This is a genomic window from Rhizorhabdus wittichii (assembly GCF_017607425.1).
GTDB classification, from domain to species: domain Bacteria; phylum Pseudomonadota; class Alphaproteobacteria; order Sphingomonadales; family Sphingomonadaceae; genus Rhizorhabdus; species Rhizorhabdus wittichii.
Genome location: NZ_CP059319.1, coordinates 3,966,149 through 3,979,337 on the forward strand (window position 1 = coordinate 3,966,149; position 13,189 = coordinate 3,979,337).

The 13,189-nt window shown below is 70.0% G+C and carries 13 protein-coding genes; 7 read left to right on the plus strand and 6 right to left on the minus strand.

What is annotated here, in order from left to right:
• Positions 1 to 216 precede the first annotated feature (216 nt).
• The 4 genes from HRJ34_RS18995 to holA are packed head-to-tail and all read left to right on the plus strand — an operon-like array spanning position 217 to position 4,735.
• Positions 217 to 663: a DUF3576 domain-containing protein gene (locus tag HRJ34_RS18995; RefSeq protein ID WP_016745389.1), complete on the plus strand. Its 447-nt coding sequence runs from the start codon at positions 217 to 219 to the stop codon at positions 661 to 663.
• Positions 664 to 677: 14 nt separating this feature from the next.
• Complete coding sequence (gene leuS / locus HRJ34_RS19000) at positions 678 to 3,185, plus strand: leucine--tRNA ligase (protein WP_208632123.1); 2,508 nt, start codon at positions 678 to 680, stop codon at positions 3,183 to 3,185.
• Positions 3,182 to 3,688 carry an LPS assembly lipoprotein LptE gene (lptE, locus tag HRJ34_RS19005; protein ID WP_012049054.1) on the plus strand — a complete coding sequence of 169 codons (507 nt, stop codon included), beginning with the start codon at positions 3,182 to 3,184 and terminating at the stop codon, positions 3,686 to 3,688. The genes leuS and lptE overlap by 4 nt, the downstream gene beginning before the upstream one ends.
• 24 nt (positions 3,689 to 3,712) lie before the next feature.
• Positions 3,713 to 4,735 (plus strand): DNA polymerase III subunit delta, encoded by a 1,023-nt coding sequence (gene holA, locus HRJ34_RS19010; protein WP_208632124.1) that lies wholly within the window; start codon positions 3,713 to 3,715, stop codon positions 4,733 to 4,735.
• A 230-nt stretch (positions 4,736 to 4,965) separates the two neighbouring features.
• Here holA and HRJ34_RS19015 read toward each other — a convergent pair whose 3' ends face one another.
• Genes HRJ34_RS19015 through HRJ34_RS19040 form a run of 6 tightly spaced genes read right to left on the minus strand, consistent with a single transcriptional unit; the run spans position 4,966 to position 10,745 of the window.
• On the minus strand, positions 4,966 to 5,862 hold the full coding sequence (locus tag HRJ34_RS19015; RefSeq protein WP_016745392.1) for a ParB/RepB/Spo0J family partition protein: 897 nt from the start codon (positions 5,860 to 5,862) through the stop codon (positions 4,966 to 4,968).
• Positions 5,859 to 6,638: a ParA family protein gene (locus tag HRJ34_RS19020; protein ID WP_029995605.1), complete on the minus strand. Its 780-nt coding sequence runs from the start codon at positions 6,636 to 6,638 to the stop codon at positions 5,859 to 5,861. The genes HRJ34_RS19015 and HRJ34_RS19020 overlap by 4 nt, the downstream gene beginning before the upstream one ends.
• Positions 6,635 to 7,282 carry a 16S rRNA (guanine(527)-N(7))-methyltransferase RsmG gene (rsmG, locus tag HRJ34_RS19025; protein WP_208634397.1) on the minus strand — a complete coding sequence of 216 codons (648 nt, stop codon included), beginning with the start codon at positions 7,280 to 7,282 and terminating at the stop codon, positions 6,635 to 6,637. Before rsmG ends, HRJ34_RS19020 begins: the two co-directional genes overlap by 4 nt.
• Positions 7,283 to 7,284: 2 nt before the next feature.
• Positions 7,285 to 9,144, minus strand: a complete 1,860-nt coding sequence (gene mnmG, locus HRJ34_RS19030) for a tRNA uridine-5-carboxymethylaminomethyl(34) synthesis enzyme MnmG (RefSeq protein WP_208632125.1) — start codon at positions 9,142 to 9,144, stop codon at positions 7,285 to 7,287.
• A gap of 58 nt (positions 9,145 to 9,202) precedes the next feature.
• Positions 9,203 to 10,525 (minus strand): tRNA uridine-5-carboxymethylaminomethyl(34) synthesis GTPase MnmE, encoded by a 1,323-nt coding sequence (mnmE, locus tag HRJ34_RS19035; protein ID WP_208632126.1) that lies wholly within the window; start codon positions 10,523 to 10,525, stop codon positions 9,203 to 9,205.
• On the minus strand, positions 10,500 to 10,745 hold the full coding sequence (locus HRJ34_RS19040; protein ID WP_029548395.1) for a DUF6489 family protein: 246 nt from the start codon (positions 10,743 to 10,745) through the stop codon (positions 10,500 to 10,502). The genes mnmE and HRJ34_RS19040 overlap by 26 nt, the downstream gene beginning before the upstream one ends.
• A 101-nt stretch (positions 10,746 to 10,846) precedes the next feature.
• Between HRJ34_RS19040 and HRJ34_RS19045 the strand changes: the two genes are divergently transcribed.
• The 3 genes from HRJ34_RS19045 to HRJ34_RS19055 are packed head-to-tail and all read left to right on the plus strand — an operon-like array spanning position 10,847 to position 13,013.
• Entirely contained in the window at positions 10,847 to 11,335 is a 489-nt protein-coding gene (locus HRJ34_RS19045; protein WP_012049046.1) for a methylated-DNA--[protein]-cysteine S-methyltransferase, read from the plus strand.
• Positions 11,332 to 12,030 (plus strand): dienelactone hydrolase family protein, encoded by a 699-nt coding sequence (locus HRJ34_RS19050; protein ID WP_012049045.1) that lies wholly within the window; start codon positions 11,332 to 11,334, stop codon positions 12,028 to 12,030. Before HRJ34_RS19045 ends, HRJ34_RS19050 begins: the two co-directional genes overlap by 4 nt.
• Before the next feature lie 5 nt (positions 12,031 to 12,035).
• Complete coding sequence (locus HRJ34_RS19055; RefSeq protein ID WP_208632127.1) at positions 12,036 to 13,013, plus strand: quinone oxidoreductase family protein; 978 nt, start codon at positions 12,036 to 12,038, stop codon at positions 13,011 to 13,013.
• Positions 13,014 to 13,189: the final 176 nt, after the last annotated feature.

The following is a 13,189-nucleotide window of genomic DNA, read 5'->3' on the forward strand; positions in this document are numbered from 1 at the left end:
ATTCTATATTCAGTCGCCCTAGCATCGCAGCCGAGTCGATACCAGCCGCGTTTCGGCGAATTTCCCCGCTTGCCGAGAAAAAAAGTCATTGTTGCACGGACTCCACAGCCGGGGCCGCGCGCGGCGCCATATCCTGTCAAGATCGCTTGCGGGGCCGGGGGTTCCGACTATAACGGCCGGCATCGCGAGACATCGATCCCCAAGGACGCCCCGGACATGACCAGCCGCACCCTCCGCACCGCGACCGCCATCGCCTTCGTCGCCCTGCTGGCCGGCTGCGGCGGCGGGCGCCACAAGGCGCAGTTCGCCTCCGACGTCGCGGCGGCCAAGACCACGACGATTGGCATCAACACCTATCTGTGGAAGGCGTCGCTCGAGACGCTGAGCTTCATGCCGCTGCTGCAGACCGATTCGAACGGCGGCGTGATCGTCACCGACTGGTATGTGAATCCCAACCAGCCGGCCGAGCGCATGAAGCTGACCGTCACCATCCTCGACGCCGACCTGCGCGCCGACGCGGTCCGCGTCGCGGCGCAGCGCCAGGTGCTGTCGAACGGCAACTGGGTCGACGCCGTGGTCCAGGCGGCGACGGTGCAGAAGCTGGAAGACATCATCCTGACCAGGGCGCGCGACCTGCGCCGCGCCACCGTCAGCGTCGGATAGAAGCGGAATACAGAGTGAGCGCGCGTTTCAACCATCTCAAGGCGGACGCGCACTGGCAGGGGGTCTGGGAAAGCCAGGGCACCTTCCAGGCGCGCGACGACAGTCCCAAGCCCAAATCCTATGTGCTGGAGATGTTCCCCTATCCGTCGGGGCGCATCCACATGGGCCATGTCCGCAACTATACGATGGGCGACGTGCTCGCCCGCTACCGGCGGATGAAGGGCTTCGAGGTGCTCCACCCGATGGGGTGGGACGCGTTCGGCATGCCGGCCGAGAATGCGGCGATGGAGAAGAAGGTCCATCCCGGCGACTGGACCCGCGCCAACATCGCGGCGATGCGCGATCAGCTCAAGCGGATCGGCTTCGCACTCGACTGGAGCCGCGAGCTGGCGACCTGCGAGCCCGACTATTACGGCCAGGAACAGGCGCTGTTCCTCGATCTCTACGCGGCGGGCCTGGTCTACCGCAAGGAATCGGCGGTCAACTGGGACCCGGTCGACATGACCGTGCTCGCCAACGAGCAGGTGATCGACGGGCGCGGCTGGCGATCGGGCGCGCTGGTCGAACGGCGCAAGCTCAACCAGTGGTTCCTCAAGATCACCGATTTCGCCGACGACCTGCTCGACGGCCTCGAGACGCTCGACCAGTGGCCCGAAAAGGTCCGGACGATGCAGGAGAACTGGATCGGCAAGTCGCAGGGCATGCGCTTCACCTTCGCATTGGATGCGCCTGCGGGTGACCTGACCAGCTTCGACGTGTTCACGACGCGGCCCGACACCATGTTCGGCGCCAGCTTCGCCGCGATCGCCGCCGATCACCCGATCGCGCAGGCGTTGAGCGCGGGCAACCCGGCGCTGCAGGCGTTCATCGCCGACTGCAAGCGCACCGGCACCGCCGCGGCCGAGATCGAGACCGCCGAGAAGAAGGGCTACGACACCGGCCTGTCGGTGGTCCACCCGCTCGACCCCGACTGGAAACTGCCGCTGTTCGTCGCCAATTTCGTGCTGATGGACTATGGCACCGGCGCGGTGTTCGGCTGCCCGGCGCACGACCAGCGCGACCTCGACTTCGCGCGCAAATATGCGCTGCCGGTCAAGCGGGTCGTCGCTCCCTCCCCCGAGGAGGCCGCCGCGCCGATCGGCGACGAGGCCTATGTCGGGCCCGGCCGCATCGTCAATTCGGCCTTCCTCGACGGCCTGTCGGTCGAGGAGGCGAAGGCGGCGGTGATCGCCCGCGCCGAGGCAGAGGGCTGGGGCCAGGGCACCACCGTGTGGCGGCTGCGCGACTGGGGCGTGTCGCGCCAGCGCTATTGGGGCACGCCGATCCCGATCATCCATTGCGAGGGCTGCGGCGCGGTTCCCGTGCCGCATGACCAGCTGCCCGTCGTGCTGCCCGAGGACGTCGCCTTCGACATCCCCGGCAACCCGCTCGACCGCCATCCGACCTGGAAGCATGTCGACTGCCCAAGCTGCGGCAAGCCCGCGCGGCGCGAGACCGACACGCTCGACACCTTCGTCGATTCCTCCTGGTATTTCATCCGCTTCGCCAGCCAGCCGTCGGACAAGCCGTTCGACCGCGCGGTCGCGGAGAGCTGGATGCCGGTCGGCCAGTATATCGGCGGGGTCGAGCATGCGATCCTCCACCTGCTCTACGCCCGCTTCTGGACCCGCGCGCTCGAACGGATCGGCAGGATCGGGGTCAAGGAACCGTTCACCGGCCTGTTCACCCAGGGCATGGTGACGCACGAGACCTACAAGGACCCGGCCGGCCAATGGCTGAGCCCCGAGGAGGTCTCCGACGGCATCGTCGTCGCGACCGGCGCGCTGGCGACGGTCGGCCGCATCGAGAAGATGTCCAAGTCGAAGAAGAATGTCGTCGATCCGGCCCCGATCGTCGAGCAGTACGGCGCGGACGCGGTACGCTGGTTCATGCTGTCCGACAGCCCGCCCGAGCGCGATCTCGAATGGACCGAGAGCGGCATCGAGGGCTGCTGGCGCTTCGTCAACCGGCTGTGGCGGATCACCGACGTTTCCGAGGCCGGGGACGGCGAGGACCGGGATCTCGACCGTAAGCTCCACAAGGCGATCGCCGGCATCGCCGCCGACATCGAGGCGCTCGGCTTCAACCGCGCCGTCGCCAAGATCCACGAGCTGTCCAACGCGATCGAGAAGGCCGCGCCCTCGGCCAGCCGCACCGCCGCCGCGCGCGCGCTGGTCCGCCTCGTCGCGCCGATGGTGCCGCACCTGGCGGAAGAAGCCTGGGCCCGGCTCGGCGAGCAGGGGCTGGTTGCCGATGCGGCCTGGCCGGCGCATGATCCCGCGCTGCTGGTCGACGACGAGGTGACGATCGCGGTGCAGGTCAACGGCAAGCTGCGCGACACGCTGACCGCCCCCAAGGGCGCCCCCAAGGACGCGCTCGAACGGATGGCGCTCGAATCGGAGAAGATCACCCGGCTGCTCGAAGGGGCCGCGCCGCGCAAGGTGATCGTCGTTCCCGACCGCCTGGTGAACATCGTCGCATGAAGCGGCTGGCGGCCCTGATCGCCCTGGCCGGCGCGGTCGCGGCGCTGCCCGGCTGCGCGCTCCGGCCACTCTATGCCGACGGCGGCGCCGGATCGGTCGCCTCGTCGCTGCGCGCGGTCGAGGTCGCGCCGGTCGGTGGGCAGAGCGGCTGGCTGATCCGCAACGCGCTCAACGACCGGCTCCACCGCCAGGGCGAGACGACGCCGCGCTTCCGGCTCGAAGTCGAGCTCGACGACCAGATCACCGGCTTCGGCATCCGCCAGGACAATGCGGTCAGCCGCGAGCGGCGGACGCTGCGCGCGCGCTATCGCCTGCTCGACGCAGCGACCGGCGGCGTTCTGCTCGACCAGACCGCCGCGGCCGATGCCGGCATCGACGTCACCGGCTCCGAATATTCCACCGTCGCCGCCGAGCAGACCGCGCTCGAACGGCTGACCGAGAATCTCGCCGACCAGATCGTCGCGCGCCTCGCCACCTATGCGGGGCGCAGCGCGGGCCAGTGAGCGCGCGATGCCGATGAGCCCGTCATGAAAGCCGATGCCGGCCAGATCCAGCGGGCGCTCGACCGACCCGATCCCGCCGTCCGGCTGATCCTGCTCTACGGCCCCGACGAATCGGGATCGCGCGCGCTGGCCGCGCGGATCGACAAGGCGATGGGCGCCGAGGCCGAACGGATCGACCTCGCCGGCGCCCAGCTCAAGGAAGATCCCGCCCGGCTGGCCGACGAGGCCGCCTCGATCTCCCTGTTCGGGGGCGCCCGCCACATCCGGGTCGATCCGGCCGGCGACGAGATCATCGATGCCGCGCAGGCGCTGCTGGAGGCGGCCTCGGGCGGCAATCCGGTGGTCGTGATCGCCGGGAACCTGCGCAAGGACGCGAAGCTGGTGAAGCTCGCCCTCGCCTCCCCGATGGCGCTCGCCTTCGCCTCCTACCTGCCCGAGGGCCGCGCCGCCGACCAGGTCGCGGTCGAGATCGCGCGCGAACTGGGGCTGCGGCTCGATCCGCGCGCCGCGCAGGCGATCGTCGCCGCGACCAATGCCGACCGCGCGCTGATCGCGCGCGAGCTGGAGAAGCTGGCGCTGTTCCTCGATGCGAGCCCCGACGATCCCAAGCCCGCCGACGCGGCCGCCTTCGAGACGATCGGCGCGGTCAACGACGAGAGCGACCTCAGCGCGATCGTCGACGCGGTGATGGGCGGACGGCCCGAACAGGCGGCGGCCGAACTGGCGCTGATCGGCGCGCCCGAGGCGATCGGCGCGGTCCGCGCGGTGCTCCGCCGCCTCGCCCAGATCGCTCCGCTGCGCGCCGAGGTCGCCGCCGGCCAGAGCGTCGACGCGGTGATGGCGGGTGCCGGCAAGGCGATCTTCTGGAAGGATCAGAAGGTGGTGGCCGGGCTTCTTCAGCGCTGGTCGCCGGACCGCATCGCCACCGCCACCACCCGCCTCGCCGCGCTCGAACGCGCCTATAAGCGCTCAGGATCGCCCGGCATGATATTGATCGGCGAGGAACTTCTCACCATCGCGCGGGTCGCCGCCTCGGCGCGGCGCTGAGACCGGGTCTGAAGTAGCTCGACCAAAGTCTCAACTGACCCGTCGCTCCAGCGAAGGCCGGAGCCCATGTCTGTGCGATGTTGAGATGCCGTGGGAAGAGAGGCGCATGTGCCCTCACCCTCCCACCGCCTGCGGCGGCGAGCCCCTCCCTCTCCCCAAGGGAGAGGGATTGTAGATCAATCGCTTAATACAGAAACCGCCACCCCATCCGAGGCGCTTCGCACGCGGTCTCAGATCGGCTCGCCGCTCAGCCGCTGGCAGACCAGGTCGAGCTGATCGAGGGTCGAATAGGCGATGCCGATCCGGCCGCCCTTCTCGCCATGCTCGATCGTCACCTTGAGCCCGAGGATGTCGCCGAGATGGCGTTCGAGCGCGGCGATGTCGGCGTCGGCGGGTTGCGCCGGGCGCGGCGCGGCGAGCTTGGGCGCGGTGCCGCCGGGCCGCCCGGCCTGGGCAAGCTTCTCGGCATCGCGTACCGACAATTGCTGCGTGACGACCTGCTCGGCCAGCTCCTCGGCATTGGGCGCGGTGACGAGCGCGCGGGCATGGCCCATCGACAGCCGGCCGTCGGCGACCATGTCGCGCACCGGCTTGGGCAGGTCCAGCAGCCGCATCAGATTGGCGACATGGCTGCGCGACTTGCCGACCAGCTTGCCCAGCACCTCCTGGGTATGACCGAAATCGCTGATCAGCCGCTGATAGGCCTCGGCCTCCTCGATCGCATTGAGGTCCTGGCGCTGGACGTTCTCGACGATCGCCAGTTCGAGCGTCTGCGCGTCGGACAGTTCGCGGACGATCGCCGGCAGCTCGTGGATGCGGGCACGCTGCGCCGCCCGCCAGCGCCGCTCGCCGGCGATGATCTGGTAGCCGCCGGCCGACGGATGGGGCCGGACGACGATCGGCTGGATCAGCCCGCGCGCACCGATCGAGGCGGCGAGCTCATCCAGCGCCGTGTCGTCGAAATGGCGACGCGGCTGGCTCGGGTTGGGCTTGATGTCGGCGATCTGGATCATGCGGATGCCAGAGGGCCGCTCGGCGCCGGGGGCGATCGGCTGCTCGGTCGCCACCTCGCCGAGCAGCGACGACAGGCCCCGGCCGAGGCCGCGGCGCGGACCGTCGGCGCTCATGCCGCCTGCGCCTTGTTGGTCAGCCGGGCGATGCACTCGCGCGCGAGGGCGATATAGGCCTCGGACCCCGGGCAGCGATGGTCGTAGATCAGCGCCGGCACGCCATGGCTCGGCGCCTCGGACAGGCGGACGTTGCGCGGGATCACCGTTTCGAACACCACATTCCCCAAAACATCGCGCACATCGGCGGCCACCTGTTCGGACAGCCGGTTGCGCCGGTCGTACATGGTCAGCGCGACTCCCAGGATCGAGAGCTGCGGATTGAAGCGCGCGCGCACCCGCTCGATCGTCTGGAGCAGCTGGGTCAATCCTTCGAGCGCGAAGAATTCGCATTGCAGCGGCACCAGCATCATGTTCGCCGCGACCAGCGCGTTGACGGTGAGCAGGCCGAGCGAGGGCGGACAATCGATCAGGCAGACGTCCCAGCGATTCTCATCCTGGGCGAGCGCGTCGTGGAGCCGGTGGGTGCGCTTCTCAACGTCGATCAGCTCGATCTCGGCGCCGGTCAGGTCGACCGTCGCGGGGACGATGTCGAGCCGCGGGATCTTGGTCGCGACCACCGCCTCGCCGAGCGTGCAGTCGCGGCGGAGCAGCTCGTAGCTCGACCGATCGCGCGAGGCCTGGTCGACGCCGAGCCCGGTCGAGGCGTTGCCCTGCGGATCGAAGTCGACGAGCAGCACCCGCCAGCCCGTCGCCGCCAGCGCGGTGGCGAGGTTGATCGCGGTGGTCGTCTTGCCCACCCCGCCCTTCTGGTTGGCGATCGCGATGCGGATCATCGGCGTCCCTTTTGACCTTTTCCACGGGGCTGAACCTGCGACGCGACGATGATCGCCGCCTCCGGGTCGGTCATGCTCGGAACGACCCGGAAATCACCCTGCCACGAAGTGGTTACGGCTTCCAGTTCGGATGCTGCGCTGCGCCCTTTCGGCAGCAGCCAGAGCGTCGCGTCGTGCGAAAAACGGTGCGCGAGCGGCAGCAGCCGGTCGAGCGGCGCGAAGGCGCGCGCGCTGATCACGTCGTGCGGGCTCGATTCGAGCATCTCCAGCCGCTGGCCCGCCACCGTCACCCGATCGGCGATGCCGAGCGATTCGGCCATGAAGCGCAGGAAGTCGATCCGCTTGCGGCGCGACTCGACCAGGGTCATGCGGAGCTCGGGCAGCATCAGCGCGACGACCATGCCGGGAAAGCCCGCGCCCGAGCCGAGGTCGATCCAGCGCAGCGGACCGCCCTCCCCGACCATCGGCACGAGCTGCGCCGAGTCGACGATATGGCGCGTCCAGATCGACTCGGCGGTCGATGCGGCGATGAGGTTCTGGCGCGGCATCTCGTCGAGGATCATCGCGACGAGCTTCTCCAGCCCCGCCATTGTTCCACGTGGAACACGCCCCTCGATCCAGGCGCGCGCCTCCTGCTCGGTCATGCTCATGCCGCGAGCCGCCGGGCGTGGACCATGATCGCGGCGAGCGCGGCCGGTGTGACGCCCCGCACCCGTCCCGCCGCCGCAAGGTCGGCGGGACGCGCCGCGTTGAGCCGCTCGACCATCTCGTTCGACAGGCCCGCAATCGCGCCATAATCGACGATCACGGCGAGACCGATTCGCTCGTCGGCGCGCAGCCTGGCGATCTCCTGATCCTGCCGGGCAAGATAGGGCGCGTAGCGACCGTCCTGGATCACCTCGGCGCGGACGTCCTCCGGGACATCGGCAAGCTCAGGCGCCAGCACGGTCAGCTCGGCGTCGCCGACCTCGGGGAAACGCAGCCACTCGGTGAGCGAGCGTCGGACGTGGTCGGCGGCGACCGCCGCGCCGGCAGCGACCAGCTCGGCCGATCCCGCGATGCGCCTATCGAGACAATCGGCCATCGCTATCCGCCTCGCCTCGCGTTCCACATGGAACATCCGCCGCGCGGCCGAGATCGCGCCGTGCGCGTCGGCCCAGCTGGTCAGCCGTGTGCCGGCATTGTCGGCGCGCAGCCGCAACCGATACTCCGCGCGGGCGGTGAGCATCCGATAGGGTTCGGAAACGCCCTGCAGGGTGAGGTCGTCGATCATCACCCCGATATAGCTGGTCGCGCGATCGAAATGGATTTCGGGGCGGCCAGCGGCGAAGGCGGCGGCGTTCATCCCGGCGGCAAGCCCCTGCGCGGCGGCCTCCTCATAGCCGGTCGTGCCGTTGATCTGCCCCGCGCAGAACAGGCCCGGCAGCGCCCGCAACGCCAGCCCGGCGGTCAGTGCCCGTGGATCGATATAATCATATTCGACCGCATAGCCGGGCTGGAGAATCTCAACCCGTTCGAGTCCGGGCACGGTCCGCAGCATTGCAAGCTGGACGTCCTCGGGCAGCGAGGTCGAGACGCCGTTGGGATAGACGGTGGGATCGTCGAGACCTTCGGGTTCGAGGAAAATCTGATGACCGTCGCGATCGCCGAAGCGGTGGACCTTGTCCTCGATCGACGGGCAATAGCGCGGCCCGACCCCGGTGATCGCACCCGAGAACAGCGGCGACCGATCGAGCCCGGCGCGGATCACGTCATGCGTGCGCCGGTTGGTCCGGGTGATCGCGCAGGCGAGCTGTGGAACAAGTCGGTGAGGCGTGAGCGCCGAGAAGGTCCAGCCCTCCACATCCGAAGGCTGGCGATCGAGTCGGGCCCAGTCGATCGTCCGTCCATCGAGACGCGGCGGGGTGCCGGTCTTGAGCCGGGCGATCGGCAGATCGAGCGCGCGAAGCTGCTCGGCAAGTCCGACCGCGGCCGCCTCCCCAACCCGGCCGCCGGTGCGGCAGTCCATCCCGAAATGGAGCCGGGCATTGAGGAAGGTCCCGGTCGCGAGCACCACCGCGCCCGCTTTCAGCCTCCGCCCGTCGGCGAGGACAAGTCCCGCTGTTCCACGTGAAACATCGTCGAGCAACAACCGCTCCGCCGAGCCCTCGATGATGTCGAGCAGGGGCAGCTCGGCGAGCAGATCGTGGATCGCCGCCTTGTAGAGCTTACGATCGGCCTGGACGCGCGGTCCCTGCACCGCCGCGCCCTTGCTGCTGTTGAGCATGCGATAATGGATCGCGGCGCGATCGGCGGCGCGGGCGATCAGCCCGTCGCAGGCGTCGACCTCGCGGACGAGATGGCCTTTGCCGAGGCCGCCGATCGCGGGGTTGCACGACATCGCCCCGATCATGTCGCGACGCATGCTGACCAGCACGGTCCGCGCGCCCATCCGCGCCGCCGCCGCCGCCGCCTCGCAGCCGGCATGGCCGCCGCCGACCACGATCACATCGAAGCTGTCCGCCATGGCGAGCGCGCTATCCGACCCCGCGCCCGGAGTCAAAAATGTTCCACGTGGAACATGCTCATTTGCCGATGCAGAAGCGGCCGAACAGTCCGTCGAGCATATCCTCGGTCCCGGCGCGCCCGGTCAACGCGTCGATCGCAGCGCGGGCGAGGCGCAACCCCTCGGCGACGAGGATCGGATCACCCTCCCCCCGCGCCAGCGCCAGCGCCTCGCCGAGCCAGTCGAGCGCCGCGCGCTGCCGCGCCGACAGCGCCGCCTCCCCCTCGCCCGGCAACAGCCCCGCGGCACGATCGAGCAGCAGCGCGACGAGATCGTCCATCCCCGCGCCGCTCCGCGCCGAGACGAGCAGGTCGTGCGCGGCGGGGTCGTACGTCCGGCGGTCGGCCTGGGCACCGATCCGGACCGAACCCGCCGGGGCGCAGCCGGGATCACCGAGCCAGAGGACGATGTCGGCGGCGGCGATGGCCTGGCTGGCGCGATCGATGCCGATCGCCTCGACCGCGTCACCCGTCCCCTCATGGAGTCCGGCGGTGTCGGTGAGCAGGAAAGGTATGCCGCCCAAGGCCACCGGCGCCTCGATCAGGTCGCGCGTGGTCCCGGCGATCGGCGTGACGATCGCCGCCTCGCGCCCGGCCAAGGCATTGAGCAGGGTCGACTTGCCCGCGTTGGGCGGGCCCGCGAGCACCACCCGGACGCCGTCGCGGAGTCGTTCCACGGGAAGCCGCCCACGCCACCGCACAACCTCGGCATCGAGCGCGGCCAGCTCGGCGGCAAAGCCGGGGTCGAGCGGCGCGACGTCCTCCTCGTCGGAAAAGTCGAGCTGCGCCTCGAGCCGCGCGGCCAGCGACAGCACGCGATGCTGCCAGTCCTCCAGAGCGCGGCTGAGCGCCCCGCCCGCGAGCAGCATCGCGTTGCGGCGCTGCGCCTCGGTCTCGGCGGCGAGCAAGTCGGCGAGCGCCTCTGCCTCGTTGAGGTCGATCCGCCCGGTCTCGAAGGCGCGGCGGGTGAACTCGCCGGCCGTAGCGGGGCGCAGGCCCGGCAGCCGGCCGAGCGCGGCGAGCACCGCCGCCGTCACCGCGCGACCGCCATGGAGGTGAAGCTCGGCCATGTCCTCGCCGGTCGCGGTGCCGGGACCGGGCAGCCAGAGCAGCAGCGCCCGGTCGAGCAGCGCGCCACCGTCGGGATCGGTCAGGGCGCGCAGGCTCGCGCGGCGCGCGGCGGGGCGCGGCCGGCCGCCGGTCAGCCGGTCGATCGCCACGCCCGCCATCGGCCCGCTGATCCGCACCACCGCGACCCCCGCCGGCGGAGCGCCGCTCGACAGCGCGAAGATCGTGTCGGACGCCGAAGCGCCGGGGCTATTTTCCAGGGGTGCCGGCGGCACGGCCGATCTGGTCGAACATCGTGCGCCACATGTTCATGCCGGCCTCGCCCATCGGCATCCAGTTGCGCATCATCGTGTCGAGCGTGTCCGGGGTCACCCCTTCCTCGATCGTCTTCTTCATCTTCTCGACATAGGCGTCATGGACGCTCGACAGGTCGGGCAGGCCCATGAAGCGGCGCGCCTCCTCGGGCGTGCAGTCGACGTCGACGGTGATCTTCATGCGCGCCCTCCGGGTCATTGAAACGTCCCGCCCCATGGCTAGAGTTTCGCGAAGCCTCTGTCCATATTGTCGGCCCCCATGATCTCCGCGAAGATGCCCCGATGACGACGACCCTGCTCCCCTCCCCACTCGGCCCGATCCTGATCGAGGCCGACGCACGATGGCTGCGCGCGATCCACATCCTCGGCGACCGCACCGCGCCCGACGACATCGACGACGCACCGGCGGAGGGCCCGGCGGCCGAGGCGATCCGCCAGCTCCAGGCCTATTTCGACGACGGCGCGACGGCCTTCGACCTGCCGCTGCTCCCCGCCGCGACCCCGCGCGGGGCGGCACTGCGCGACGCGATCGTCGCGATCCCGGCCGGCGACACGCTGAGCTACGGCGCGCTCGCGCGGATCGCCGGATCGGCGCCGCGCGCGATCGGCCAGGCCTGCGCGCGCAACCCCTTCCCGATCGTCGTCCCCTGTCACCGGGTGGTAGGCAGCGGCGGCACGATCGGTCATTATTCCGGCGGACGCGGGATCATCACCAAGACATGGTTGCTCGACCATGAGAGACGCCCTGAGAGACGAGGAGGCCTTCTGTGAAAAGCTATACCGAGATCAAGACCTTGCACGGCGACGACGAGTTCCTCGCCTACACCTCGCAGCCCGTCTCCGAGCCCAAGGCGGCGATCATCGTCATCCAGGAGATCTTCGGGGTGAACGAGGGCATCCGGATCAAGTGCGACCAATGGGCGGCGCAGGGCTATCTCGCGGTGGCGCCCGACCTGTTCTGGCGGATCCGCCCGGGCATCGAGCTCGATCCCGACGTGCCCGAGGAGATGCAGGAGGGCCTCAAGCTGTTCGGCCAGTTCGACCAGGACCAGGGCATCCGCGACATCGAGGCGACGATCCGCGACACCCGCGCGATGGTGCGTGGCGGCAAGGTCGGCGCGGTCGGCTACTGCCTGGGCGGGCGGCTCGCCTACATGACCGCGGCGCGCACCGACATCAACGCGAGCGTCGGCTATTATGCGGTCGGCCTCGACGGGCTGCTCGGCGAATCCCATGCGATCGCCCACCCGCTGGCGCTCCATATCGCGGGCGACGACGGTTTCGTGCCGGCCGACATCCAGCGCAAGATGCATGAAGGACTCGACAGCCACGCCAAGGTGACGCTGTTCGACTATCCCGGCGTCGACCATGGCTTCGCGACGACGATGGGCAAGCGCCGCGTCGACGCCGCCGCGCAGCTCGCCGACGAGCGGACCGAGGCCTTCTTCGCCCAGAACCTGGCCTGATCGGCATGTCCGACCACAGACTCGTCGCCCGCCGGTTCGGCGGGCCCGAAGTGATCGAGGCCGAGCCGCTGGCGGATACGCCCGTCGCGGCGGGCAAGGTCCGCGTCCGGCACCGCGCGATCGGGGTCAACTTCATCGACACCTATCATCGCACCGGCCTCTATCCGCAGCCGCTGCCGGCCCCGCTCGGGGTCGAGGCGGCGGGGGTGGTCGAGGCGATCGGCGCGGGAGTCGCCGGGGCCATGGTCGGACAGCGGGTGGTCTACATGGCCGCCCAGCCCGGCGCCTATGCCACCTGGGCCGATGTCGATCCGGCGATCCTGGTGGCGCTGCCCGATACGATCGACGACGAGACGGCGGCGGCAGTGCTGCTCAAGGGGATCACCGTCCAGACGCTCGTCCATGGCTGCGCCCGGATGGAGGCGGGACAGACCGCGCTGGTCCATGCCGCGGCCGGCGGAGTCGGGCGGCTGATGGTGCCATGGCTGGCGGCGATCGGGGTGCGGGTGATCGCCCATGCCGGCAGCGCCGACAAGGCCGCGATCGCGCGCGGCCTCGGCGCCGACGTCGCGCTGGATTGCCCCTATGGCGAGCTCGCCGCCGCCGTCCGCGCGGCGACCGATGGCCGGGGCGTCGACGTGGCGTTCGACGGGGTGGGCGCGGCAAGCTGGGAAGCCTCGCTCGACAGCCTGCGCCCGCGCGGGCTGATGGTCAGCTTCGGCAATGCGTCGGGCCCGGTCCCGCCGACCAGCCCGCTCGAGCTGACCCGGCGCGGATCGCTGTTCCTCACACGCCCGCGCGCCTTCGACTATGTCGCCACCCGCGCCGAGATGGACGCCGCCGCCGCCGACCTGTTCGCGATGATCACGTCCGGTAAGATCGCCGTGGAGATCGGCCTGCGCCTCCCACTCGACCAGGCCGCCGAGGCGCACCGCGCGCTCGAAGGCCGCCGCACGACGGGGTCGATCGTCCTGCTGCCGTAAGCCCCAGTGCCATCGCCCTCCCGCCGTCATTCCCGCGAAAGCGGGAATCCACGGTCACGAGACGCTTTTTGATGGCAGGTGCCGCCGTCCATGGATTCCCGCTTTCGCGGGAATGACGATGAAGGTGGAGGAAAGAAAAGGGCCCGCCCCCCTGGCGAGCCCTTATGATTCGATGG